Annotated in this window: 17 protein-coding genes; 5 read left to right on the top strand and 12 right to left on the bottom strand. The window is 58.0% G+C overall.

All coding sequences use genetic code 11. The features are described from left to right. Positions 1-20: 20 nt before the first annotated feature. Complete coding sequence (locus AC0YNU_RS13730) at positions 21-422, bottom strand: hypothetical protein (protein WP_475757304.1); 402 nt, start codon at positions 420-422, stop codon at positions 21-23. Between the two features lie 188 nt (positions 423-610). On the opposite strand from AC0YNU_RS13730, the gene AC0YNU_RS13725 reads away from it, so the two are divergent. Next, positions 611-1,570, top strand: coding sequence for a helix-turn-helix domain-containing protein (locus tag AC0YNU_RS13725; RefSeq protein WP_475757302.1), 960 nt, complete (start codon positions 611-613; stop codon positions 1,568-1,570). 401 nt (positions 1,571-1,971) lie between these two features. Here AC0YNU_RS13725 and AC0YNU_RS13720 read toward each other — a convergent pair whose 3' ends face one another. From AC0YNU_RS13720 to xylA, 3 genes are all read right to left on the bottom strand, one after another. After that, a complete protein-coding gene (locus AC0YNU_RS13720; RefSeq protein ID WP_475757300.1) occupies positions 1,972-3,708 on the bottom strand; it encodes a methyl-accepting chemotaxis protein in 1,737 nt (578 codons plus the stop codon). A 231-nt stretch (positions 3,709-3,939) separates the two neighbouring features. Next, entirely contained in the window at positions 3,940-5,439 is a 1,500-nt protein-coding gene (gene xylB, locus AC0YNU_RS13715) for a xylulokinase (protein WP_475757298.1), read from the bottom strand. A gap of 15 nt (positions 5,440-5,454) precedes the next feature. Continuing rightward, the gene (gene xylA / locus AC0YNU_RS13710; RefSeq protein WP_475757296.1) at positions 5,455-6,768 is read right to left on the bottom strand and encodes a xylose isomerase; all 1,314 of its coding nucleotides are present in this window, start codon (positions 6,766-6,768) and stop codon (positions 5,455-5,457) included. Between the two features lie 252 nt (positions 6,769-7,020). Here xylA and AC0YNU_RS13705 point away from each other — a divergent pair, with 252 nt between their 5' ends. Next, complete coding sequence (locus AC0YNU_RS13705; protein WP_475757294.1) at positions 7,021-8,184, top strand: ROK family protein; 1,164 nt, start codon at positions 7,021-7,023, stop codon at positions 8,182-8,184. Positions 8,185-8,835: 651 nt separating this feature from the next. Here AC0YNU_RS13705 and AC0YNU_RS13700 read toward each other — a convergent pair. From AC0YNU_RS13700 to AC0YNU_RS13665, 8 genes are all read right to left on the bottom strand, one after another. Then, the gene (locus AC0YNU_RS13700) at positions 8,836-9,918 is read right to left on the bottom strand and encodes a zinc-dependent alcohol dehydrogenase (protein ID WP_475757292.1); all 1,083 of its coding nucleotides are present in this window, start codon (positions 9,916-9,918) and stop codon (positions 8,836-8,838) included. 58 nt (positions 9,919-9,976) lie between these two features. Beyond that, on the bottom strand, positions 9,977-10,735 hold the full coding sequence (locus AC0YNU_RS13695) for an SDR family NAD(P)-dependent oxidoreductase (RefSeq protein WP_475757290.1): 759 nt from the start codon (positions 10,733-10,735) through the stop codon (positions 9,977-9,979). Next, a complete protein-coding gene (locus AC0YNU_RS13690) occupies positions 10,732-11,529 on the bottom strand; it encodes an N-acyl homoserine lactonase family protein (RefSeq protein ID WP_475757288.1) in 798 nt (265 codons plus the stop codon). The genes AC0YNU_RS13695 and AC0YNU_RS13690 overlap by 4 nt, the downstream gene beginning before the upstream one ends. A 16-nt stretch (positions 11,530-11,545) precedes the next feature. Continuing rightward, positions 11,546-11,992: an enolase C-terminal domain-like protein gene (locus tag AC0YNU_RS13685; protein WP_475757975.1), complete on the bottom strand. Its 447-nt coding sequence runs from the start codon at positions 11,990-11,992 to the stop codon at positions 11,546-11,548. A gap of 12 nt (positions 11,993-12,004) precedes the next feature. After that, complete coding sequence (locus AC0YNU_RS13680) at positions 12,005-12,727, bottom strand: enolase-like domain-containing protein (protein WP_475757285.1); 723 nt, start codon at positions 12,725-12,727, stop codon at positions 12,005-12,007. 131 nt (positions 12,728-12,858) lie between these two features. Continuing rightward, positions 12,859-15,168, bottom strand: a complete 2,310-nt coding sequence (locus tag AC0YNU_RS13675; RefSeq protein WP_475757283.1) for an alpha-L-rhamnosidase-related protein — start codon at positions 15,166-15,168, stop codon at positions 12,859-12,861. 279 nt (positions 15,169-15,447) lie between these two features. Next, the gene (locus AC0YNU_RS13670; protein ID WP_475757281.1) at positions 15,448-16,575 is read right to left on the bottom strand and encodes a GntR family transcriptional regulator; all 1,128 of its coding nucleotides are present in this window, start codon (positions 16,573-16,575) and stop codon (positions 15,448-15,450) included. Between the two features lie 169 nt (positions 16,576-16,744). Then, the gene (locus AC0YNU_RS13665; RefSeq protein ID WP_475757279.1) at positions 16,745-18,988 is read right to left on the bottom strand and encodes a hypothetical protein; all 2,244 of its coding nucleotides are present in this window, start codon (positions 18,986-18,988) and stop codon (positions 16,745-16,747) included. 384 nt (positions 18,989-19,372) lie between these two features. Between AC0YNU_RS13665 and AC0YNU_RS13660 the strand changes: the two genes are divergently transcribed. The 3 genes from AC0YNU_RS13660 to AC0YNU_RS13650 all read left to right on the top strand — a co-directional run bounded on the left by AC0YNU_RS13660 (position 19,373) and on the right by AC0YNU_RS13650 (position 24,439). Beyond that, positions 19,373-21,196: a sensor histidine kinase gene (locus AC0YNU_RS13660; protein ID WP_475757276.1), complete on the top strand. Its 1,824-nt coding sequence runs from the start codon at positions 19,373-19,375 to the stop codon at positions 21,194-21,196. Continuing rightward, entirely contained in the window at positions 21,171-22,775 is a 1,605-nt protein-coding gene (locus AC0YNU_RS13655) for a response regulator transcription factor (RefSeq protein ID WP_475757273.1), read from the top strand. The genes AC0YNU_RS13660 and AC0YNU_RS13655 overlap by 26 nt, the downstream gene beginning before the upstream one ends. Positions 22,776-22,909: 134 nt before the next feature. Further along, a complete protein-coding gene (locus AC0YNU_RS13650; RefSeq protein ID WP_475757271.1) occupies positions 22,910-24,439 on the top strand; it encodes an ABC transporter substrate-binding protein in 1,530 nt (509 codons plus the stop codon). Positions 24,440-24,709: the final 270 nt, after the last annotated feature.

Genomic DNA, 24,709 nt, shown 5'->3' with positions numbered 1-24,709 from the left:
TCAGCCTTCTTCGTGTCGATTCAGATATGCACGTCGCCGGAGAAATAGCCGTACGAGCCGTCGTCCGGGAAGAACTCGTCCGCTTCCGGCGCATCGTCGTCGTGATTCTGCAGGCCGTCCGGCGTCTCTTCACGCGCGATCCAATCCTCGTTCACGACATGGGCGGGTATCGTAATGTTTTCCATGCGGTAGGCCTCGTTCGTCAGCGATATCTCAGGAATGGAGGATTCCACGGCCAGCTGGCCGCCATGCGACTGCGCGATTTCGAGCGCCGACGTGATATCGTCCCCGCGCATATGAATATGCACCTCGCTGCCCTGCTGAATGACGGGATCGTAGCCTAGCTCTTGAAACGTGCCGCTTGCGAGCGACGCAGCGCTGGAATCGGCGAATTGAAACAATAAACCGGTATCTTCGTGCATTGCGGACACTCCCTAATCCTAAATGTTCCATACCCGCATAGCGTACCCGATTGTTCCGTCCATCATACGGGTCTCTTACCTCTCCTATATCTACTTCCTTCGACGAGCCATCGTGCTCTATCCTTTCGCGGACGATTCCGAAGACGATTGTGCTATACTTGTAGCACAACTTAGCAGAGGTGCTGAAGATGATGTTGGATCTATTCTCTCATTCTCCTAATCCGATTATGGTCATTCGAATCTATCAAAACAGTCGACATATCTATGCTTGCAACGAAGCCTTCTATTCACTCACCGGTTGCACCAGCGATCAACTGATCGGGTTGCCGCTTGCTTCGCTTCCTTTGCTTGGCTCGAAGCCGCTGTGGTCGATCGTCGACCTGTTATGCGACTCCATTACGCCGCACAATTTGGAAGCCTACGCGGAATCGTACTTTACCCTGTCGGATTCGGCATCTCTGTTCGGAGAGTTCCATGTCAAGCAGACGCTGGCCGCCGGCGAAACATACCTTATCGTGACCGTGCATGACAGGTCCGAGGACAAATGGATCGAGGATACGGCGCATGAGCGTCATGCGATCGTGTCCATGCGCCTGACGCCCTCAGGAACCGTCCTCTCGCTGCGCGGCTACCGCGGTCCGATCGCATACGACCGTTTGGAGCTTTCCCGTACGGAGCCGGGACAATTCATCGCCGAGCAGGATCGCGCGCGCGTCCTTGCCCAGCTTCAGGAATTGCAATTCAGCCGGCAGATCGGCGAGTTTCATTTTACGTTGCAGCTGTTCCATGACCGATTCCGCATCCGCTCCGTCGTCAGGCCTTTCTTCAACGGCGACGGGACGTTCAGATGCTACGCTGCCCTCGTGCTTACGATGGAAACCGCGGGAGAAGGGGAAGCCTTGGCAGCCGGACCGGTCAAGGAACACGAGAGACCTGCAACGAATTCGGACGCTTCCTACAAGCTGCGCCTGCTCATGCTCGAGAAACGCGTATCCGTCACCCAATTAGCCGAAAATACGCAAATTTCATTGACGACGATCTCTAACATTCGCAACGGCAAGATTAAGAGACCGCAACGGCTTACCGCTCAGTTGATCGCCGATGAGCTCGGCGTCTCGCCGACGGATATATGGGAGCCTTATAAATGAATAAGGGCTAGAACGCCAATAGGGGGCGTCCCGAAAGTCATCGATGACGACTTTCGGGACGCCCCCCTTGTTAAATTGGCCGACGAATTGGCTGCTATCCTCCAAGGTAGTGTACGGGGTGCTGCTCTTGCTCGGAATTGGCTGCTTTTCGGCAAATGTAGTGTACTGGGTGCACCTTTTGCCCTGTTTTGCCCTTCCCCCTCTCTCCCCCGAATACCTCCTTCGAAAGCCGCCCATAAGAAAAGCCAACCAGCAAAAACTGGTTGACCTGAACGCACGATTGAATAGATAGACTCCCCTTAAGTTAGTTGGCAAGACACTCCCTACTGGCGCCGGCATCGTGCACGCGGCTCGAACGTAGGGCCTGCAATCGACTAATACGAAGCTTGTATGCCCGCCCGCTACAGCTTAAATCCGGATGCCAGCTCGTTCATTTCTCCCGCGATCCGGCTGAGGGCGCGAGAGGAAGTTGCAATCTGCTCCGCCGAGGCCGTCTGCTCTTCCGACGTCGCCGCTACGGTCACCGCGGTCTCCGCGCTTTGCTTCGCGTAGCTCTGCAGGCGCAGCATCGCGCCGGCAAGCTGCTGCGAGCCTGCCGCCAGCTCTTCCGAGGCGGCCGCGACCTCCTGCACTTGGCCCGATACGCGCTCCGATGCGCTCGTGATCTCCGCGAGCGAAGCGCCGGCCGCGCGGACGGCGCGCATGCCCGCCTCCGCTTCCATCGCGCTGTCATGCATTTGGCGCGCTGCCGCGGACGTATCGTTTACAATCCGCCCGATGAGCTCGCCGATTTCCATGACTGCGTCGGACGTTTGGCCGGCAAGCATCCGGACTTCTTCCGCCACGACGCCGAAGCCCCGGCCGTGTTCGCCTGCCCGCGCAGCTTCGATCGCCGCATTAAGCGCCAATAGGTTCGTCTGCTTCGACACGTTGCCGATCAGCTTGGAGATCAAGCCGATGCTTTGCGAGTGCGCCTCTAATTGCGCCACTTGCTTGGCCGCCAAGCTGACGCTGTCATTAACGGCGGACATCCGAACGACCGCTTCATTCACCGCTTCCCGGCCATGCTGCGCCTGCCTGCTCGCGTCCGCCGATAACGAAGCGACGACGGATGCGGATTCCGCGATTCGATTAATGCCCGCGCCCAAATCCTCCGTCGTCTTGCCGGCTTCCTCGAACCGGGCAAAAGCGAGCTCGGCGCCTGCCGCCATCTCCGTCACGGCTTCCGCCGCTTGTTGGGACGAATCGGCATTCTGCTCGGAGACGTTCAGCATTTGCCGGGACGAGGAGGCGATCCCGGCCGACGCTTCCTGTACGCCGAGCATGGCCGAACGCAGCTGCGTCAGCATCGCCTGCAGCGAGGCGAGCAAGCGGCCGATTTCATCCCGGCTGCGGCTCGAAGGCACCGAAGTCTGCAAATTGCCTTTGGCCACTTCATCGACGACATGCGCCGCTTGACGGATCGGCTTCGCGATCGCATGACGGACGTACAGGGTCAACAGGATGACCAAAACAATGCCTGCTCCAACCGCAATCAGGATCGTTGCCGTGGACTGCGTCCCGAGCTTCGCGCTCTCGTCCTTCGCGTCCTCCGTGCCGCTATGGTTGTTGCGGACGAGGTAATCCAGGTTGTTCTGCAGCGTGGCAAAAGAACCCTCGGACGCCTTGCGGAAGTTGTTCTCTTCCTCTGCCGTCAAAGATTTCGACGCACTGTTCGCCAGCTGCGTATAATCGTCCTCGTAGTCCTTCCACGCGGTCACGAGCTTGTCGAACAGCTCTTTCTCCGTCGTGTCGCCTTCATTCAATACCGAACGATAGGTTTCAAAGCTGGCGTGGACCTTCGTCATCGTCGCCGCCGCATCCGCGATGTACTGCTTCTTCATGGCCGCGTTCTGCTCGTCCAGCAGCCTGTACTGCAGATTCATCACATGCTCGGTCAAATAATTGATGCCGTTGATCGTCTCCGCGCCAACCAGCCATTTGTCGGTCAGCTCGACATTCGTCTCCTTCATCTTGGACATCGTCACGAAGCTTAACGCCCCGTTCACGGCGAGCAGCAGCAGTACGCTGATAAATGCCGTCATCAGCTTGGCGCCTACCGTCCACTTCCACTTTCGATTCCCTGCCGTCTCTCCCATGTCATTCCCGCCTCTGCGTCATTCTACTGCTCAATGCCTATGTACAGTTTCTAGTATACGTGGTAGGAACATGGAAGAAAACGCTTGATTTCTAGTTTTATTTAATTTTTTAAACTTAAATAGACTAGCGATGTCAACTAACCTATCATCAACATCAAAAAAACCGTTCCCCCCATGATGCAGAGGAACGGTTAATCAACTTTAACGAGAAACGAGGTAACTTGCGCCCTCTTAATTGCGGTAAGCTTGCAGACCTTCATTCAACGTCCGCGTCGCCGCGTACACGTCTTGGTAGATGCGGAACAGGCCGCTGTAGGCGTCGACTGCCGCCGGATTCGGTTTGTATACGGAAGCGCGTTTCACGAACAGCTCGGCGCAAGCCTCGAGGCTGTCGAACCAGCCGCAGCCATACGCCGCAAGCATCGCTGCTCCAAGGCCAGGACCCTGCTCGTTCTCCAGGGCAACGACCTCGGCATCGAAGATATCCGCCTGCATCTGCAACCATACCGGGTTGGAAGCTCCGCCGCCGATCGAGATGATCGTATCGACCGTCTTGCCGGCTTCGCGGAACATCGCGACAGATTCGTTCAGCGAGAACGTGATGCCTTCCATGACCGCCCGGGCAAAATGAACCCGCTCATGCGAGCCGTCGATGCCGATGAAGCTCCCGCGAATGACGGAATCCGCATGCGGCGTCCGTTCGCCGACGAGGTAAGGCGTGAAGACGAGCCCTTTCGCGCCGGGCTTCACGTCTCCGACGCCCTGCAGCAGCTCGTCGAACGACTCTCCCTTGGCGAAGGCTCCCTTGAACCAGCTGAGGCTGTAGCCCGCCGCCAGCGTCACGCCCATGGCATAAAACGCATTTTCCTTGCCGTGGTTGAAGAAATGGACTTTGCCGCGGAAATCGTTCGCGCTCGTCGCTTCATAAGAAAGGATGACGCCGGACGTGCCGATGCTGCACATCGTCAGCCCTTCCTGCAGAATGCCGGAGCCGATCGCGCCGCAGGCATTGTCCGCTCCGCCCGCGAACACCTTCGTGCCTGCGTGCAGCCCGGCTGCTTCAGCCTGCTCCGGCAGCAGCGTGCCGGTCAGCTCGTGAGATTCCACGAGCGGCGGAGCGAAGGATGCCGGCAGCGATACGGCTTCCAGCACCTCGCTGCTCCAGCGCTTGTTCGCCACGTCCAGCAGCAGCGTGCCTGCCGCGTCGGAATAATCCATATGCAGCTCGCCCGTCAGGCGGTAGCGGACGTAATCCTTCGGCAATAGGAATGACACCGCCTGCGCGAAGATCTCCGGTTCATGCTTGCGCACCCATAGAATCTTCGGCAGCGTAAAGCCCTCCAGCGCCGGATTGCGCGTGATCGTGAGCAGCAGCTCTTTGCCCAGCAGCTCCTCGATCTCGCGGCATTCCGCCGTCGTGCGCGTATCGTTCCATAGAATCGTCTTGCGAACAGGATTGCCCTGCGCATCCAGCAGCACGAGGCCGTGCATTTGCCCCGAGAAGCTCAGCCCTTCAATTGCATCCGCGGCGATGCCGGCGTTTGCCGTCAGCTCGCGGAGCGCCTCGATCGTGCCGTTCACCCAATCGTCGGGACGCTGCTCGCTCCAGCCCGAATGCTCGTGAAACAGCGGATAGTCGCGCGATGCTTCCGCAACGACCGTGCCGCTTCTGTCCAGAAGCAGCACCTTCACCGCGCTCGTGCCTAAGTCGACGCCGATGACGTATGACATGGAATCATTGGCCTCCTATACGCTGAAAATAACTTCGTTCAGCTGCAGTTTGATGCGCTCCAGGCGGCCGGACTCGTTCTTGATCACATGGTTTTGCAGCGCGTACTGCTCAAGCGATGCCAGCGTAGCGCGGCCCGCAACGATCTCTGCGCCGATGCCTTCTTTGAAGCTGCGGTAGCGGTTGTCGACGAAGCCGTCGATGACGTTTTGCTCGATCAGCTTCGCTGCTGCTTTCAAGCCCCAAGCATACGTGTCCATGCCTGCGATATGCGCCAGGAACAAATCTTGATCCTCGAAGGAAGCACGGCGCACTTTCGCGTCGAAGTTTACTCCGCCCCTGCCGATGCCGCCGGCTTTAAGCACTTCGTACATGGTGAGCGTCGTCGATACGATGTCGGTCGGGAATTCGTCCGTATCCCAGCCGAGCAGCAGATCGCCTTGGTTCGCATCCAGCGAGCCCAGCATGCCGTTGATCGCTGCCGTGCGAAGCTCGTGCTCGAACGTATGACCGGCAAGCGTCGCGTGGTTCGCTTCCAGGTTCAGCTTGAAGTAGTCTTTCAAGCCGTACTTCTGCAGGAACGAGATCGTAGTCGCGGCGTCGAAATCGTATTGGTGTTTCGTCGGTTCTTTCGGCTTCGGCTCGATCAGGAATTGCGCATCGAAACCGATCTCTTTCGCGTAAGCGACGGCCATATGGAACAGGCGGGCCAGGTTGTCGAGCTCCAGCGCCATGTCGGTGTTCAGCAACGTGTCGTAGCCTTCGCGGCCGCCCCAGAACACATAGTTTTCGGCGCCGAGACGTTTGCCGACTTCAAGGCTTTTCTTCAACTGAGCGCCCGCATAGGCGAATACGTCCGCATTGGCGGTCGTACCTGCGCCGTGCACGAAGCGCGGGTTCGTGAACATGTTCGCCGTATTCCACAGCAGCTTCGCGCCGGTTTCCTTCATGCCTTGCTCCAGCAGGTCGGCGATAACGTCGAAGTTCTTGTTCGTCTCGGCCAGCGTGCTGCCTTCAGGCGCGACGTCGCGGTCGTGGAAGCAGTAGAAAGGAATGCCGATCTTGCTCAGAAACTCGAAGTTCGCTTCGACGCGCATTTTCGCCTGATCCATCTCGTTCGCGCTGTCCCAGCCGCGTACCGCCGTGCCTACGCCGAACGGATCGGCGCCGGAAGCCGTGAATGTATGCCAGTAAGCGACGGCGAAACGCAGATGCTCTTCCATCGTTTTGCCGAGCACGATCTCTTGCGGGTTATAATGTTTGAATGCAAGCGGATTGTCGGAGCCTTTGCCCTCGAATGCGATTTTGCCAATGTTCTTGAAATAAGCCATGGAATAATATCCCTCCAGAAAGGTATGTCCGTGCCCTGATACATGCGCTCCGCGAATGCGGAACCGCTGGAATCAGTAGCATCGGCGTCGTTATGAAAACGTTCTTACGGCTATTCTAGCATCGTAAAACTTTGTTTGTCTAGTAAACAAAGAAAGTTTTTTCGTACGCGGCAAACGTATGGCGGCCCGCACTTTCGCGTGGTACAATCGTACCCATACATTCTTAAGGCATTCGGGGGCAACGGACGAATCATGAAGCAAACCGGAGATTTGGCGCTCGTCAAGAAAATGAATACGGCCATCGTGCTGGACGCCGTGCTGCGCTATGCCCCGCTCTCGCGGGCTCAAATCTCGGAGCGCACGGGGCTGAACAAAGCGACGGTATCGAGCCTGGTGCAGGACTTGATCGATAACCATCTCGTGGTCGATCTTGGTCCGGGCGCATCCAGCGGCGGACGCAAGCCGAACCTGCTGGAGTTCCGCGCCACCTCCGGCTATGCCGTCGGCATTGATCTCGGCGTCAATTACATCCGCGGCATCCTGACGGATCTCGAGGGCAGCGTCGTCGCCGAGCATCGGCTGACGCTGAAGACGCAGGACGTAGAGAGCGTCATTCCGCGCCTGCTGGACTGCATCGAGGCGCTGCGCGCGAAGATCCCTGCCTGCCCGTACGGCGTGGTCGGCATCGGCATCGGCGTGCCGGGACTCGTCAACGAAAGCGGCACGATTCTGTTCGCGCCGAATCTGTCGTGGCCCGAGGTCCCGCTGCGCACCATCGTCGAGGAACGCTTCGGCGTACCGGTTACGATCGATAACGAAGCGAACGCCGGCGCCCAAGGCGAGCAGCGCTACGGCGCTGGCCGCGGCATCGCCAATCAGATCTATGTCAGCGTCGGCATCGGCATCGGAACCGGCATGATCCTGAACAAGGAGCTGTACAAGGGAGCCGGCGGCTTCTCCGGGGAGCTCGGCCATCTCTCCATTCATGCGGACGGAAAGCCGTGCCGCTGCGGCAATCAAGGCTGCTGGGAGCTGTACGCGTCGGAGAACGCGCTGCTGGAGCAGTCTGAATCGCTCGGCTACCACGAACTTGACGCGCTGCTGGAAGCCGCCGGACGTGGCGAGCCGGAAGTGCTCGCGCTGTTCGATCGCATCGGCGAAGCGCTCGGCGTCGGCATCGCGAATATCGTGAACGTCTTCAATCCCGATATCGTCATCATCGGCAACGAAATGCGGCGCGCCGAAGCCTGGATCGATGAGGCGGTCCAGCGAACGGTCGACCGCAGGGCGCTGGCGCATCACCGCGGCAAGCTGCAAGTGCTGTTCGCCGAGCAGGGCGAGAAATCCGCCGTACGCGGAGCAGCCTATTACGCGATATCGGCTTTTCTGGCCAAAATGAAAGGAAGCGGCGTCTAACGGGCGCCGCTTCCTTTCATTTTGGCCCCTTTGGACCCTCGAACCCACCCTTTGCCGCCTCCCCCACCTCCCCCAGCCTATGTAGTCGATCCATTCACCCTCTTGCCCGCCTAACCCACCAACTTCAGCAAATGTAGTCGATCCATTCACCCTTTCGCCCGCCAAAACCACCTATCCCAGCCGATGTAGTCGATCCATTCACCCTCTTACCTGCCAAAACTACCAACTTCGGCTTTTTTTATCGACAAGTCAGGGTCCCTATCGGAGTGCGCCGCCCCGGGGAAGTGTCGATCTCCGCAATCCTTCCAGCCAACTTCAACCTGGTAGAGGAATGGAATGTCCTCCTTCTTAAACCGTGCTCGCCCCGAGGCCGAGGAGGAAGCGACCGCTAATCCGGGCTTGGTCAAGCAAGAGGGAGGCGCACTGCCCCCATCCCCCGATCGCAGAGCGGTTCGTTCTTCGGGCTCCGGCACGATATGCTGCACTGCATCAGACGCTGTGATTCCGTCCGGCTTCAAAGTTGTATTGGCAACAAGAAAAAGAAAAACATCTTCCGGAATGCATCGGATATCCTAACCAATGCTTATTCCAGAAAGTGCGCGTCCGGAGTATGCCTACATGCGGCGGTTAGCCGTCCTGCCTTATAGACGTCTAGACTTTCAATATAATCTTCCCGTGCGACACCTCGCCCCGCACCAGGCTTGCGAAGCAAGCCGGACCGTCGCCGAGCGGACGCAGCGTCGTCCAGCCTTCCTCGGTTACTTTGCCGGCTGCGAGCAGCTCCAGCGCATCGGCGAAGTCCTGCGGCGCGTAGCAGAAGGAGCCCAGCACCGTCGTCTCGCCGCGGATCATGTCGTTGACCGGGAGAACCGACTCGCCGCTGCCGAGGCCGATGTTCATGATCGTTCCGCCCGTGTTGACGATCCGCTTGGCGAGGCTGCGCGTAACGCTGAAGCCGGCGGCGTCGATGACGACGTCGATGCCTTTCGTTCCGGCTGCCTTCAGCATGGCCGCAACCGCATCCGCATCCGAGCTGTCGACGGCACCGTCGAAGCCCAGCTCCGCGACATGCTTCAGGCGCAGCGGATTATTGTCGAGGACGAAGATTTTGCCGGCGCCGAGCAGCCGAGCCGAGAACGCGCTAAGCAGTCCGATCGCGCCTGCCCCGATGATGACGACGTTGCCCATCGGGACAGTCGCCATTGCCCGGCGGGCGGCGCGCAGCGAACAGGCAAGCGGCTCCGTCAGCGAAGCGCGAACATCCGTCAGTCCGTCCGGAATCCGCACGACCTGCGCTGCCGGTACCGCGATATGCTCCGCGTACGCGCCGGGCCGGTGAATGCCGATGATACGGCGGCGATCGCACAGGTTGAACTGGCCGCGGATGCAGCGCGGGCAAGCGCCGCAATGAATTAGCGGATTCACGACGACGCGGTCGCCGAGCGCGAGATCTGCTCTGTTTTCCGCCCCTGCGCCGCCCCTCTCTCCAGTCGATAGGTCTCCGCCCTCGTCCGACGCCGAACCTCCGCCGAAGCCCGCAATCGTACCGGAGAACTCATGTCCCATGAGCAGCGGCGGGTGACGCAGACTGTTATGGCCCAAGTAGCCTTCCAAATCCGAGCCGCAAATGCCGACATGGCTCACCTTGATCAACACTTCGTTCGCTTCCGGCTCAGGCAGCGGAAGATCGATAACCGACATCCGTTCCGCTCCTGTCCACATGACCGCTTTCATGAACAGCCCCTCTTTCCTCAGGTTATCGCCTTGCATGCATGCGTAAGAATCGCCGCCGTTACATCGTCATGAAGCCGCCGTCGACGGCAAGATGCGCGCCCGTGATCCATTCCGCGTCGGGCGAAGCCAGGAACAGCACGGCTTTGCCGAGATCGTCCGGCAATCCGGCCCGCCCGAGCGGCAGCCGCGGGAGACTGCCGGAGACCGCCGCTGCCTGCGCCCGCTGCTCGACGTTGATATCCGTCCAGACGCCGCCGCACAAAATCGAATTGACGCGGATGCCGTATTTTCCCGTCTCGAAGGCCATGGCTGTCGTAAGCGCATTGATGCCGCCTTTGCTCGAGGCGTAGTGCACCTGGTCTCGGCTGCCGCGGGTCGAAGTTACCGTGCTGATATTGACGATCGCTCCGCCGCCCTGCTTGCGCATGGCAACCGCCGCCCGCTGGGAGCAGAAGAACGTCCCGCCGAGGTTGACGCCGATCGTCCGATGCCACGTCTCCTCGTCGATATCGAAAAATTCGCTGAACGGACAGATACCGGCATTATTGACCAGGATATCGATTCGTCCGTGCCGCTCCTCGATCCCGTCCATCATCCGATCGATATCCGCCTTGACGCCGACGTCGGCCTGCGCGGCTTCCGCCCGGCCGCCCTTGCTTTGAATTTCCGCCACGACCTCAAGCGCTGCCGCTTCATGGCTCGTATAATTGACGACGACGAAAGCGCCGGCTTCCGCCAAAACATGACTGATCCCTCTCCCGATGCCACGGCTTCCTCCGGTAACGATCGCAACGCGGTCCTGCAGCTTGCCGCTCATGCTGGTTTCCCTCCGATCCATCCATCTGGATACCGCTCCAATACGGCGGCGTCATGACCCGGAAGCAGGATCGAAGCTTCCCGCTTCAGGCGGCGAATCGCGGCCACGCTCTCTTCGGCGCTCATGCCGAAGCCGATCGGGTGCTCGCGCTCGAAATTCTCGTATAAGAAGGCGACATCGCCGCTGATCGCCGCTCTTCCATGAAGCGTGTCGATCAGCACGGCCTGCGAGCAGCGGGTATGCCCGCCTGTACGGAAGACCGACAGCCCCGGCATGATCTCGGCTTCGTCCTCCAACAGCCGCAGGCGGCTGCCCATTTCCCGTTCCATGTAACGCAGAAGCGGATGGGGAAACGTATCGAATATCGGGTATTCCCGCTGAAGCGCGAATTCCCAGCCTCGCCGGTTTACGTAGATGTCCGCTTCCGCAAACAACGGAATATTCGCGATATGATCGTAGTGCAGATGCGTTAATATGACGGCGTCAATGTCTGCCGGCCGCAAGCCGCAGGTCTGCAGCTGCGCAACCGTATCTTCCCCTTCGCCTACGGGAAAGCCGGATTGGCTGCCTTGATGGAGCGCCAGAAACGCCTCTCCATAAGAGCCGTAGGCCAATTGATGGGAGCCGCCCATACCCGTGTCGACGAGGATATTCCGTCCGTTGCCCTGTACAAGCCAAAAATAACAATTCACGTCCAGCTCTTCGCCGAACCCGTCCATGAACAGGAAGACCGGCTTGGGCGCGCGGTGCGAGGCCGTCTTGAAGCATCGAATGCTGTAGCTGCAGCGGCTCATGCGGCATTCCCCCTCCTTACTTCAACTCGTCGAGAATGTCCAAGGCGCCTTCGCGCAGCCGGATGCCCGCGCCGATCTCTTCCGGCAGCGAGAACCAGCCGTCCTTCGGCAGCTGTACGCCTTCGAACACGGGATCGTAATTCGTCCGGTCGGCCCCATGAATATACGCGAACTCCGCATAAGGGATATTCACTTGCGAGAATACCAAATGCAGCGCCCACGGCTGAAGTCCGCCCGCATGAGGGATGACCGGCAGATTCGCCGCGGATGCCATCGCGCAAATTTTCTTCGCTTCGCTGACGCCGCCGACCCAGCAGATATCCGGCTGCAGGATCTGCGCCGCGCCGCAGTCGATCAGCTGCTTATAACCGTACCGGGTATATTCATGCTCCCCCGTCGCGATCGCCGACGACGTGACTTTGCGGTTGATCTCCGCATAGCCCGCGTAATCGTCCGGCGGCAGCGTCTCCTCGATTCATTTTACCCGGTACGGGGCTACCAGCTCTGCCATCCGGATCGTATATTCCACGTTCCAGGCCATATAGCAGTCCAGCATGATTTCCATGTCCGGGCCTAGAATTTCCCTCGTTTCCGCCACCAACGCCGCATTGCGCTTCATGCCCTCCCAGCCGGAGGACGGCCCGTAAGGCATCGCGAGCTTCTGGCCCATGTACCCGCGGTCCTTGATCAGCTTGGATTCGTTGCCGGTGACATACGCCTGCACCTTGTCCTTGGTCGCGCCGCCCAAGCTCATGTAGAGCGGCTCGCTGCGGGCCTTCGACACCAGATCCCACAGGGCGAGATCCACGGCGGACACGGCCATGATCGGAATGCCTTTGCGGCCGTAAGGCAGCGTGATCTTGAACATCATGTCCCACAGCTTCTCGATGTCGCGCGGATCCTTGCCGACGAGAATCCGGCGAATATGCTCGTGGATGATGGAAGCCGTCGCCATGCCGCCTGTGCTTTCCCCGAAGCCTTCAATGCCGTTGTCGGCGACGATCTGAACGATGACCCGCCCTCCCATGCCAAGCCAGCTGGACCTGCGGTCGGTATATTCCGGATAGTTCGACATCGGATTGGCGATGACCGTTTCCGACAGCCAAGAGCCCTCGGCCGAAGCCGTGCCTTGCTTCAAGAGTAAGGCGTGAGCCTTCCCTCCATTGACTATGAATACGCGAACGTCCTGGATTTTCATGCCAGCAACCTCCTTGATCGGATCAAATAGGGCGGCAGGTCATGATCCTGCGGTCGTCTACCGTCTTCAGCAAAGTCGTCTTAACATGCGTACTCAGTCCTCAGTCGTCACACCGTTCTTCTCAACGCGCGTCACACGGAAAATGCGGCTTTCGTAACGATCTGCAGCGGATACCCGCCTGCATCCTTCAGCTCCACGGTATACCCTTCCGGAACGGCAACTTCGCCTGCGAGGCTGCCGTCTTCGCCGCGGTGCCAGGCGAGCTTGATGCTTCCTCCGCCCGAGAGCGGAATGTCGGCTTCTGCCCTGTCCGCTTCCGGAGCCGGAGCGCTTAAGCGAATGACGCCTTGGCCGGCGGCGGATACGTCGACGCCGAGCAGCAGCCGGTGCAGCATGTAGCCGGGAGACGCTCCCCAAGCGTGGCATAGGCTTACGGGAATGCCCTCCACCATATACGTTGGCGTGTGGCCTTGGTACGTGCTCGGAATCGTAACGGACGGAAGCGTCGCATCGAACGTTTCCCACCACGTCGTCGCCCCGCGCGCCAGCATCTCGCCCCAATAGCTGCGCATGAGCGCGATCGCCTGCTCCGCTCGTCCCGCCTGCTCCAGCACCTCCAGCACGATGTGCTGGAAGAAAGGGCCCCTAACCGGCGGCAGCACGCCGGCCGCATAGACATCGTCCAAGAAACGGTCCCGCTCCGCATCGTTCATGAGCCCGCTCCAGATCGCCAGGAAGTTCGTCTGCAGCGAGAAATGCTCCGAAGCTTCCGTGCCGATCAAGCAATCGATGTACATGCCGCGCTCCGGATGCCACAGCCAATTGCGAATGTTCGCCTGCAGCCGCTCAGCACGCTCGCGCGTCTCGCGGACGGCCGGCGACTCCGGCCCGAGGAGTTCGGCTTGAATACGCGCATATAATTGAAGCGCCTTATAATAGACGAACGAAATGCCCGATACGTGGTCGCGCCGGTCGATATCGTCGCTCCAGTCGATGAAGCACCACCAGCCGCCGCGGTCCGCCCTGGCGAAGAGTCCGGTCTCGTCCTCCTCGCTTTGGATGCGGAACCAATCCATCAGCCGATCGATGGCAGGAGCCAGCTCCGCCAGGATCGAACGGTCGCCGCTGTACTGCCAGTAATCGAATACGCCGAGCAGCCAATAGGCGCAGAAGTCGGGCAGCAGCATCCCGTTCATCTCCGGTCCCGTGCCCGGAATGGAGCCGTCCGATTTCTGGATTCTGGCGCCTTGCAGCAGGCACTTGCGCATAAGGGCGGTGTCGGCGTAGTTGGCGTAAATGATTTTGCCCATCACGACGCCGTCCACGACCCACAGCGATTTCTCCCGCCACGGGCAATCCTCCGTATGGTCCTGGCTGTTCATGCGGGTCGTCGTGAGGCTGACCTGCCATATTCGCTGCAGCAGCTCATCGTCCGTCGAGAATGAGGCTTCGTTCTTGAACGGATAGCCGACCTGATCGACATGCAGGGACAGCAGCTCCGCCGGCTGCGGCGCGGCGGCAAGCATCAGCTTCATGAAACGGAAGGCGCGCCTGCCGAAGGTGCGGATGCGCTGCAGGCCCGGACGCAGCACGAACGTATCCACTTCCTGCAGCTCAAGCGTTTCGCCGTAGGCGATCCGAAGCACGCCGCCCTGCGAGGCATCCAGCTCCAGCACGGGATAGCCGACGGTCTCGCTGCCGAAGTCGTACACGATCGCCGGCATCGCACCGGGCGCGGAAGCATCCAGGAAGACCGGATTGGACGCTGCCGGAAACTCTCCCGTCACGCGGCCGAAATTGTCTTCCTTGCGCACGACGCCCGTCGCGTCGCGGCGCTCGATCCCGAGAAACGGAATTTCCCGCGGCAGCAAGCGCGGCCAAGGGCTGGAAGCATCAAGCGCGGCCGCACGCACGTTCGCCTGATCCCAAGCCGAATCATCATAGCCCTTCCCGCGAAACCCGTCGTCGCCCAGCGCCGTGTAAATTTCCTTGAAGCCGCTCCATCTGCTGATCCGCTCGTTGCTCGTGATGTAGCGGGGCGACTTCCGGCAGCGCCATGATGCATCCGTAGCAGCAAGGACTTCGCCGCTTGCGGACTCCGCCTGCAGCAGAAAGCCGGCTTCCCCCTGCATCTGTCCCGTGACGATGTCCTTCACGCCGAAATGATATGCCACGACGGCAATGACGTTCTCCCCCGCCTCCAGCCGAACTTGCTCTTCATACGTATCGTAATATTGATAATCAGGCGAGCAGGGAGACGGCCCTCTGCCGATAAAACGGTCATTGACGTATAATTCGTAGGCCTGACAGGCAGTCACGTGAAAACGGCATACTTGTCCTGCATCCGCGGCATCGACCTCAAGCACCGACCGGAATTCGACGTAGGTGTTCGGTGTATCCTGCAGGCCATCGGCCCAAATCCAAGCGGCGCTCCACTTCATCCTTGTTTCTCCCTTCTAGTCGCTTGAAAACAGCCGGCTCCAATATGAAATCGCTGTCATTTCATGAAAGTACAAATAGCCCGCGTGGACGCATCCCCCAATCAATGATGTTCGAAGCTCGTTCCCGAACCGATCGATAATTGGCTGTTTCGCATACGTCCAGCAAGCAGAATTTGTAAAATTTCAATAAGCTAATTCATGGTCCGTTCATTCACTTTAAGAATACTATTCATTCTGTTTTCTTTCAATATAGTATCAACAATTATTTTTGGTATACGTTTATGAATGGGTTTCGACGGCGGCGGTGCTTTTTCGGATCAGCAGCTTCGGCACGATCTCCTCTTTGACGAAATGCTCCTCCATCTCCCGCTCGCTCCATGGCCTAAGAAGCAGCTCGACGGCGCGGCGTCCCATCCGTTCCGTATTCTGATGGACGGTCGTCAGCGCCGGCGACGAATAACGGCTTTGCACGACGTCGTCGTAGCCGACGATGCTCAGGTCCGCCGGAATCGACAGTCCGCGTTCCTTGCCTGCGCGCATGGCCCCGAATGCTTTATAATCGCTTGTCGCGAAGATCGCCGTCGGAGGCTGCTCAAGCGCAAGCAGCTGCTTCGCGCCGTTATAGCCCATTTCCTCCAGCTCCTCGAGCGCTTCCATGACCGTAACGAGCGACTCGTCGAACGGAATGCCGTGCTGCGACAAGGCCAGCTTATAGCCCTGCAGGCGGAGCATGAACTCCTGATTGATATCGAACAACGACCGTCCGGTGACGATAATTCCGATTCGCTTATGCCCCAGCGAGATGAGATGCTCCGTCGCCAGATAACCGCCCGTCAAATTATCGACGATCACGTACGGAATCTGCAGCTGCGGAAAATAAAAATGCGCCAGCACCATCCGAAGTCCGGCTTCCTTCCATTCCTTCAGCCGGGCGATCGTCAAGCCGTTCGCCTGCTGCTCGCCGGGCAGCACGATGGCGCCGACCGAATCATTCACTTCAAGCTCGCCGTTATCCCCGATATCGTACAGCTGGAATTCGATACCGTTCTCCTCACATACCGCGTGAATGCCGGTGATGAAATTGGCATAGAACGGATGATTGAACACATGCGGCGGAGCGGAAGGATGAATGAGCAGAATCTGCTTCAACTTGACCTGCCCGTCCTTCTCCTGATCCTGAGGCGCGTCCCGCAGCTGGATGAACGTCCCTTTCCCCCGGATGCGGACGACTAGTCCTTCTCCCGCCAGCTCGCTCAATGCGCGGCGCGACGTGATTTCGCTTGTATCGTACAATCTGGCCAGCTCGATCTGCGTCGGGATCGAGTCGCCTTCTTTCAGCTCGCCGTTATGGATCTTCGACTTGATATCCTCGACAATGGATTTGTATAGCGGCATCGTATCTTTCATGCTCGAACCCTCTCCGATCTGATCTTCTTGCAGAAACCGATATACTTTACCTTCATGAAATTCATTATAGAGTATACTTAACAAAAAGAAAACAGATCTTGCCCGAGCCAGTACGGATGTCGGCCGATCAGCCCCCTCTCCGCGGAAAGGGGGCTTCGGCTTCGTGCTTCTATGGCGTATTGCTCAGCCAAACGTAATCGACGTTCATCGTGCCCGTCGTCGAGAACGGATCGAATCGCAGCTGCTTGATCGTGCCGGTCCAGCCCGCCACGGTACCCATGTCGATCGTGTATTCCGTGTAGCCGCTCATCGACGAGCCGGTGGTGAACGTCTTGGACTTGGCCTCGGTATACGTCCCGTCGGCGTTCGTAATGAAGAAGAACTTGCCGCCCGTGTCGGTCGTGTTGTTCTTCAGCTTGATCTTGATGTAACGGTACGACGAGGCAACGTTCATATTATTGGGTCCGATCGTATACGGATCGCCGCCGCTCGACGTCAACGTCCAGATGCCGCCGGAGACGCTGCTGCCGATCTGGTTCGTGTCCGACCAGCCTTCCTTGTTCCCCGCAGTATTGAAATCCCATTGCGCGGCAATGCTCGACGCCGTGTAGGCGACTGCCGGCGACCAGCTCACGCTGTCGTAGACGTTGTCTCCCGCGGCGCCGCTCGTAATCTCGAAGCGGATCTCGTCGCCCGCGGCGACCGTCACGCTATCCAGATTCGATTCGTAGCCGAAGCGGTCGTTGTACGCAACCGTCCGGTCGCCGCTCGTCGGCCAGATGCGCGTGCCGTTCTTCGTGATGCGGGCGATGACGCCGTCTCCGCCTTGAACGGTGGTTTTGAGAACGCGGCCGCGAATGCTGACCGTGCCCGCGACGGGCGCGGTCCAGGCGCGGGCGACGATTTTGCCGCTGCCCGGCTCGGGGTGCATGCCGAATTGCGAGACTTGCGGCACGTTCGCCGTCGAGGAAGATTGCCAGATGCTGCCTGTGCTGTCGTAATAGGCGAGGTTGCTCCACGTCGACCCATTGTACGCTTTGTAAGTCCAGTTGCCGGAACCCTGCGTGCTGCTGAACTGCTTGGCCGCATGGTAGATGCCGCCAGCGTTCGTGATCTGGATATTATTGCTCAAGGTGAAGCCGCTGTAATTGGCGCCATCCTGGTACAGGAAGTTATTCGGCTCCGCGTACAAATTGTCCCGAATCGTGCCGCTCGGCGTATCCGAGTTGCCGGCCCGGCGGAAGGAGCCGCTGCCGTTATTGACGAAAATATTGCCCGCGGCGACGCTGTTGGTCTCGAGTCCCAGCCCCGGATGGATGGCCAGGTAAGAAATGCCCGCTCCGGCATTGCCGGCGATGTAGTTGTTATTGATTTGGAGGTTGTCGGTGCAGCATTCGTAATCGAACGCCACCATGTCCGGGGATGACGTGTTCGGCACGTTCTGGAACATGCTGTTCATGATGTACGAATCGCTGACGAAGGCGATATAGATCGCTGCCGTTCCGGTATCGGAGTGGCAGCCTCCCTCGCCGTCCAGATTGGAATTGATGAGCGTCAGGTAGCGCACGGACGTCAGCCGCATGCCGTCGTCGCAGCCCGTGCCGCCTCCGGCGTTGTCGTTATGGAAATTGAGATTGTTCATGAGGACATGCTCGGCCGCTTTATGGCCGCCGCTCGCGTTCATGTAGCCCGAATTGTACCAATCGATAGAGACGGTATCGAGGTTGCGATAGCCTTCGATGGTGTCGAACGTGACGTTATTGACGATATACGTGCTCGCCGGATTGGAGGAATTGAACGTCTTGGAGGTGAATTCGATGCCGGCGGAGTTCCAGATCGCGTCGCCCGTGGAATCGTTGCCGCTTCCGGAGCCTTGATGGATGCCGTATATATCGTGGAAGTACAGATTGGTAAAGTTCAGATCCTCATGCCCGGCCGTCGAGAACGTCACGAGGATGCCCGTTCCGGCGCTGCCGATTTCCAAATTGTTGATTTTCCAGTAGCTGGGGTTCGTAAGCTTGATGGCGCGGTCGGCTTGGCTGCCCGAGCGGATGATCTTCGCTTTCGCCGTGCCGCCATAGGAGTCGATCGAAATGTAGCTCGACGAATTGCCCTGCCCGGTGACGGTCATCTGCTGGTTGCACGTGACGCCGCTCTTCAGCAGGACGCGGTCTCCCGCGCCGAGCGTTCCGATGCCGTTGATCGTGTTGAAGCTGTTGTACGGGGATACCTGCGTGCCGGTCCCGTTCGTTCCCGCGGAGCAGTCCACGTAATAATCGGCGGCATGCGCCTTCGCGCCAAGGATGAACATACAGCAGCCGACGACGAATGCGAATACGGCCATTTTTAGTAGATTGGTTTTCGGTCGAAGCCCAAGCAATTTGGATTCCAAAGTCAGTCTGAGCGTCATCATTCTCCCTCATCTCTTTTTAGAATCGCCTCACGCACTTAGGTAAGCGCTTTCAAAAGGTCTGAATACGAAGATCTCATGCCTCTCCTTCCGTTGTCCGTAACGAAATGACACGACTCGCCTCCTTTCCGCAGCCGGATATTTAAGTATACTAAATATTTACAATATCCGCTTGATCATACTTTACCACGCTGATTTTCAATTTTAAATATACTTTGCTAAATAATCTCATTGATGAAACCGCGATCACCCTCCGCCTGGCTAGCTCTACCAGATCGTTGCTGATTCCAAAAACTCCCACGAGGAGATTCCTCTATCATTCATCGTGGTTTTTTGATAGTGTTTTTTGTACATGAGACCTATCTGATAGGCAGGCGGGGTGAAACCGTGAAAGCATTCATCAGCTTCAAGCAGAAACTGATCATTACGTACGTCGTCTTTATCGTGCTTCCATTAACCGTACTGGGTTTCGGCGCTTATTATCTGTACAGCCAGGCGATGGAGAACAAGCTGAGCGACTTCGCCGAACAGGTCGCGGTCAGTACCTCATCCAATATCGAAAGCTACATTCAAGAGCTCGAGAAGTTCACGCTGCAGCCGTATTACAACCGCGACCTGCAGGACCTGCTGACGCTCGAGAGGCCTTCGGACCCTTCCGCCGAGCTGGAGAAGAAAGAGACGATCGAGAAAAGCTTCAGCTTATGGCAATCGCAGCGCGAAAGCGTGCAGGGCATCTATTATTTCGATTTGCCGGGCATGGTGAATCCGCAAATTTATAATCAGGGCTACCTGCCGCCCGGTTCCAGCGTGGAGATGACGCCGTGGTACAAGGATTTCAGCGCGTCCTCGGATAACCTCACTTTTCTCAGTCTGCATAAGCCGCTCTTCGACAACGCGAGCGAGGCGAAGAGCCAGCAGCCCGTCTTCTCCCTAATACGCAAAATCTATAAATCGACGACGATGCTGCAGTATGCCGGTTATTTCGAGGTTGATTTCAAGCTGGACGATATTAAGAAAATCATGGATTCGGTGAATCTCGGAGAGAACGGTTCCTTCTTCATCATGGACAGCAACCGGCAGATCGTCTACGCCAACGAAGCGATCGACGATCAACTGCTCGCCAATCTGCCGACGCTCTCGATGGCCAAGCAGGGCAAACAGCGGCTGACCATCGGCGATAAGAAGAACATCGTCGTGTACAGCAAGGTAGGGCAATACGGGTGGACCGTCGTCGGTGACGTTCCTGTCGTGCAGATCGTCTCCGGCAACAGCGGCGTGAGGAATTCCATGATTCTGCTCGGCTTGGTCTGCATCATTATCGCCCTCCTGCTCTCCACCTTGAGCTCGATCCAGATCACGAAACCGATCTACAGGCTGATCGCGCTGATCAAGCGCGTGGAGATGGAAGACTTCCGCATCGAATACGCCAATCCGCCGCGGAACGAGATCGGTCATCTGATCCGAAGCATTATCCGAATGAGCCGCAAGCTCGACGAGACGATCCGCAACCTGTACCAAGCGGAAATCTTCCGCAAAGAAAGCGAGCTGCAAGCGCTTAAGTCGCAGATCAATCCGCACTTCCTGTTCAATACGCTGGAAACCATCAAGATGAAAGCCGAGATCGACGAGGCCGATTCTACCGTCGAGATGATCACGTCGCTCGGCAAGCTGGTGAAATCGTCGATTTTCCGCGGCAACGATTTCATTACCTTCCGCGAGGAACGGGAATACTTGACGAATTATTTTCACATTCAAGAAGGCCGGTTCGCCACCCGCTTCGATATGTCCGTCGAGGTGGAAGAAGCGCTGCTGGATTACTACCTGCCCAAAATCATGATCCAGCCGCTCATCGAGAATGCCTTCTATCACGGGCTGGAGCTGAAGCAAGGCAAAGGAAAACTGGCGGTTACCATTCGCAGCGAACAAGACGCGATCATCGTGCAGGTTATCGATGACGGCCTCGGGATATCCGCCGAACGTCTGCAGCAGTTGAACCAGCAGTTCAGAAGCACCATGTCCGGCGTGGCGAGATCGAGCAGCAGCGTCGGCCTGGCCAACGTGCATGCCCGCATGCAGCTCTACTTCGGCAGCGACTATACGATGTCGATCAACAGCGAGCCCGGCTTCGGTACGGAAATCCGGCTTGCGCTTCCCATAATCCGCAGCGAAAGCGAGGTTAACATCTATGTATCGCGTCATACTCGTGGATGATGAAGCCATTATTCGGCAAGGGATCAAAAAAATTCTCCAGCGCTTCGCCCCCGATTGGGAGGTTGTCGGCGAAGCGGAAGACGGCGTCTCCGGCCTGCAGCAAATTTTCCGCCTGCAGCCGGATCTGGTCATCCTGGACTTTCGGATGCCCGGCCTGAACGGATTGGAATGCTGCGAGCGGATCGCCGCCCAGTCGCCGCGGATTCATCGCATCATTTTGACCGCCTACCAGGATTTCCAGCTTGCCAAGGAGGCCATTCAGCACGGCGTGATGGGCTTCATCACCAAGCCTCTCGACCGCTCCGAGCTGCTGGATACGCTGGCCAAAGCGAGCGCCCTCGTGGACCGCGAACGCGAGGAACAGGCCCAGATGAGCCTGCTTCAGCATACCGTTCGCAAAGCAGCTCCGCTTGCGCAGCAATTATACGTGCAGCACTTTCTGATGGGCCACGACATGAACGACCTGGAGCAATTCATCGTCGATTCCGGCTACAGCCTGCCGTTCAAGCCGGACAGCGATCAGGTTATCGTAATGGCCGTTAGTCCGGATTGGATCGAGAAGGATGCCTTCCCCGCCTTCGATATCGAGCTCTTCATGTACGCGTTGACCAAATTCGTGCAGGAATGGCATGCCGACCGACCGCAGAGCTTCGTCCTCCAGGACCATGCCGGGCAAATCATCGTCATTCTCAATTTCGACCAAGATCAAGCCGAGCAAGCAGCACGGCAAGCTTCCGAGCTTGCGGACAAGCTGCGGGCCGACGTCTTCGCCTCCTTCAAACGGACCGTTACCATCGGCATGAGCCGGCTCCATCCTTTCACGGAGACGCCGATCGCGTATCAGGAGGCCTCCCTCGCCGTTACGTACCGTTTCGTGCACGGAGGCGATCAGGTGCTGTCCCCCGCCAAGCTCGAGGTGGAACAACAGCTGCCCGTCCGGCTGCTCGAACAGATGGAGGCTTCGCTTGCGCTGCTGATGCACGGCAGCGAGGAAGCCGCTTATGACGCCCTCGACCGGGCCGTATCCTCGGAGCCGATCGGCCCCGACCAATTGAAGCAGGTTATCGTGCACTATGTGCTCCGGTTGGCGGTACAGCTGAAGCAGATGGATCTGGATGTTGGCGAAACCAGCGGCAAATCGCTGCAAAGCTGGCTGTCCGAGCTGGAATGCACGGCCACCCGCGATTCCCTGATGGGCAAAATCAAGCACATGATTCAGGAGCTGTGCCAATCCATTCGCAAGGAACGCAGCATGCTGGATCTGAAATCGGCCGAGAAAGCGAAGCAATACGTGCGGGACTACCTGTCCGAAGGGGTCAGCCTGCAGTCGGCCGCCGATTATATGGGCATGAACGCCAGCTATTTCAGCCGCTGGTTCAAATATTCGACCAACCGGAATTTCGTCGATTTTCTGAAGGAATGCCGGATCGAGAAGGCCAAGGAACTGCTTCAGCGGGGAACGTTCAGCCTGCAGGAGATCAGTGCGCAGATCGGCTACGCTGACGTCAAGCATTTCTGCCGCGTGTTCAAGGAGCTGACGGGCTATACGCCATCGGAGTACAAGAAGCATTTTCAATAAGAAGAACCAGCCATGTAAAAAAAACCTACCCAAACGTAAATTCTACCCCTCTATAACATCGTCCCGGGGTCATCTAAGATTGTTATAGGATCATGAATGCGCTTTCTACACAAACAACTAGGGGGACTATTCGAATGAAACATCGGTTTGCGTCGAAATCACTGCCCATCCTGCTGGCCGCCATTGCCATCGTTGCAACGGGCTGCGGCAGCAATGCCTCTAATAACGGCAATTCCGCCTCGAACGGAAATGCATCCGAAAACAATTCCGCGACCGCGAACGGCGGCAACGCCGGCGCAGCTGCCTGGACAGGCACGATCAACATGTATGCTCAGTCCTACACGCCGAATCCCAAGAACATCACGGGAATCAAGACCGATCAGCATCAGCTGCGCACGCTGGCAGACGAGTACGAGAAGGCTCATCCCGGCATCAAGATCAACTTCGTCGACGAGGAATACAAGGATTACACCCAGACGGTGCGCGTCAAAGCGGCAGCCGGCGAGCTGTTCGACGTCTACTGGGCGCAATGGGCCGAATTGAACGGCACGTTCCCTAAGGGAATCGCGGAAGATCTGACCGAATATTTCAGCAAGCCTAACCCGTATATCGCGGACAAAGCCACTTGGCAGGAAGCCATGAACGGCACGGTCGTGAACGAAACGGCCGCTCCGGACGGCCAACACTACAATATCAACGGCGACTATGTCGCGACCGCCTTCTTCTACAACAAGGACCTGTTCAAGCAGGCCGGTATCGCCGACGCACCCAAAACATGGGCGGAGCTGATCGACGCCAGCAAGAAGCTGCAAGCCGCGGGCATCACGGCCATGTCCCAAGCACCGGACTACGGTTGGTTCCAACGGCATTTCCTGACGGATTTCTTCGCGAAGGATTTCGATACGATCGCCGGCTTCGACAAGGCGCCGGGCGTCTCCAGCTTGGATGAGGCGGTCGCGATTTCCAAAGGGCTGCTGAATACGAAGGATCCGCGCTTCATGGGCTGGTGGCCGGTATTCAAGCAGCTGACCGATACGTGGAAACAAGACTACTTGACCGGCGACCCTGCCGTCGTGGGCGCCAATGCGCGAAACGATTTCTTGGCCGGCAAGACGGCGATCTTCTATGACGGCAGCTGGCTGCCGGAAAATGCTTCGGATGCCGCCGTCAAGTTCGAGCTCGGCTCCTTCAACTTCCCGACGCTGTCGGCTGCCGATACGCCGCTGACGACGGGCTTGGATGCTTCGGGCGCCGTAGGCGGACCGAACGGCGCCTTCCAATTCGCCGTCGCGACCAAGGAAGCCGACAAAAGCATGAAGGAAGCCGGCAAGAAGGAAGCGGTTATCGATTGGCTGCAATTCATCGGCACGCCCGAGCATGTCGAACAAATCGTCAACGAGCACGGCACGTTCGTTCCGACTTGGCCGGGCACGAAACCGAACGACAGCATGAAAGAGCTGGCCAGCCAAGCCTCCAAGGAGCTGAAAGCAATCTCCGTCGGCAATTCCTCGCCTAACCTGGGCAAGGATCTGCAGCGCACGTTCGGACTTTACCTGAGCGGCAACATCGATATCGACAAAGCGACGTCCAGCGTGCAAAAGGCGCTTGATGCAGCGATTAAGGAATACAAAACGAAGAACGATACGGACTTCAGTCAATATTAAGTGATTATGAACTTCGGTCAAAATGGGTCTTCAATCGCTGTTGTAGTTCTGATTTCTCTGATTATGTAAGTGATTATAGGTAGAAATCAGACTACAAAGGCGAGCGCTTGAGGCGATTGGTTTGCGTTCCCCCGACAGAGTCGGGGAATGCAGCATTCGCCAGCTTCGTAAGCATAGGCTGCTTTTCCGACTCCATTTAGACCTTCGGTCACTTCTTTATTAACACACACTTCTAAACTTCGCCAGGAAAGAGGGAGCTTGCCGCAAGCC

Source organism: Paenibacillus sp. J31P316 (genome assembly GCF_056269105.1).
This window is presented reverse-complemented; position numbering and strand designations above follow the sequence as displayed.

Excerpts from the sequence above, each read along its gene's own strand:
- AC0YNU_RS13730 (WP_475757304.1), bottom strand. The coding sequence starts at position 422 with ATGCACGAAGATACCGGTTTATTGTTTCAATTCGCCGATTCCAGCGCT.
- AC0YNU_RS13725 (WP_475757302.1), top strand. The coding sequence starts at position 611 with ATGATGTTGGATCTATTCTCTCATTCTCCTAATCCGATTATGGTCATT.
- AC0YNU_RS13720 (WP_475757300.1), bottom strand. The coding sequence starts at position 3,708 with ATGGGAGAGACGGCAGGGAATCGAAAGTGGAAGTGGACGGTAGGCGCC.
- xylB (WP_475757298.1), bottom strand. The coding sequence starts at position 5,439 with ATGTCATACGTCATCGGCGTCGACTTAGGCACGAGCGCGGTGAAGGTG.
- xylA (WP_475757296.1), bottom strand. The coding sequence starts at position 6,768 with ATGGCTTATTTCAAGAACATTGGCAAAATCGCATTCGAGGGCAAAGGC.
- AC0YNU_RS13705 (WP_475757294.1), top strand. The coding sequence starts at position 7,021 with ATGAAGCAAACCGGAGATTTGGCGCTCGTCAAGAAAATGAATACGGCC.
- AC0YNU_RS13700 (WP_475757292.1), bottom strand. The coding sequence starts at position 9,918 with ATGAAAGCGGTCATGTGGACAGGAGCGGAACGGATGTCGGTTATCGAT.
- AC0YNU_RS13695 (WP_475757290.1), bottom strand. The coding sequence starts at position 10,735 with ATGAGCGGCAAGCTGCAGGACCGCGTTGCGATCGTTACCGGAGGAAGC.
- AC0YNU_RS13690 (WP_475757288.1), bottom strand. The coding sequence starts at position 11,529 with ATGAGCCGCTGCAGCTACAGCATTCGATGCTTCAAGACGGCCTCGCAC.
- AC0YNU_RS13680 (WP_475757285.1), bottom strand. The coding sequence starts at position 12,727 with ATGAAAATCCAGGACGTTCGCGTATTCATAGTCAATGGAGGGAAGGCT.
- AC0YNU_RS13675 (WP_475757283.1), bottom strand. The coding sequence starts at position 15,168 with ATGAAGTGGAGCGCCGCTTGGATTTGGGCCGATGGCCTGCAGGATACA.
- AC0YNU_RS13670 (WP_475757281.1), bottom strand. The coding sequence starts at position 16,575 with ATGAAAGATACGATGCCGCTATACAAATCCATTGTCGAGGATATCAAG.
- AC0YNU_RS13665 (WP_475757279.1), bottom strand. The coding sequence starts at position 18,988 with ATGATGACGCTCAGACTGACTTTGGAATCCAAATTGCTTGGGCTTCGA.
- AC0YNU_RS13655 (WP_475757273.1), top strand. The coding sequence starts at position 21,171 with ATGTATCGCGTCATACTCGTGGATGATGAAGCCATTATTCGGCAAGGG.
- AC0YNU_RS13650 (WP_475757271.1), top strand. The coding sequence starts at position 22,910 with ATGAAACATCGGTTTGCGTCGAAATCACTGCCCATCCTGCTGGCCGCC.